This is a genomic window from Enterococcus durans NBRC 100479 = LMG 10746 (genome assembly GCF_001544215.1).
Taxonomy (GTDB): Bacteria; Bacillota; Bacilli; order Lactobacillales; family Enterococcaceae; genus Enterococcus_B; species Enterococcus_B durans.
Window position 1 is genome coordinate 1 of sequence record NZ_BCQB01000114.1, and the last position, 770, is coordinate 770.

Consider the following 770-nt stretch of genomic DNA (forward strand, 5'->3'; position numbering starts at 1 on the left):
GAATATGAACTAACGGCTTCAGCATTTGACAAATGGGTAAAGCAATCTAAAACGAGTGGTTCATTCAAAGAAAAAGATAATCTTACGCCTGAACAAAAAGAATTGTTAGAACTACGTAAAAGAAACCAGCAATTAGAAATGGAAAATGATATTTTAAAGCAAGCAGCGCTGATATTCGGACGAAGAGACAAGTAATCGATGCGAATAAGCATCTTTACCCTATATCAGCGATGTGCAGAATATTAGGTCTATCACGTCAGTCCTATTATTATCAATCAAAACCAAAGAAAGACGAATCAGAACTTGAAGAAGTAGTCGCTGAAGAATTTATCCGCAGCCGAAAGGCCTACGGCTCAAGAAAAATAAAAAAAGCCTTATCAAAACGAGGCATTCAGATCAGCCGACGAAAAATTAGTAGAATCATGAAAAATAGAGGATTAAAATCGAGCTATACTGTTGCTTATTTTAAAGTACATCATTCTACTTGCAATGAAGCCAAAACGACAAACGTATTGAATCGTAAATTCTTAAGAGACAACCCATTAGAAGCGATCGTAACAGACTTGACTTATGTACGAGTCGGGAAAAAATGGAATTATGTCTGTTTCATTTTGGATCTGTTCAATCGAGAAATTCTCGGCTATTCTTGTGGAGAACATAAAGATGCCGTTCTAGTAAAAAAAGCATTTAGCCGTATCAAACAACCTCTGACAGAGGTTGAGATTTTTCATACTGATCGTGGAAAAGAGTTTGATAACCAAGCTATTGAT

Annotated in this window: 1 pseudogene; it reads left to right on the plus strand. The window is 36.0% G+C overall.

The annotated features are described in order from the left end of the window. Positions 1-770: pseudogene (locus ED2_RS14510) on the plus strand (IS3-like element IS1485 family transposase); the annotation flags it as partial.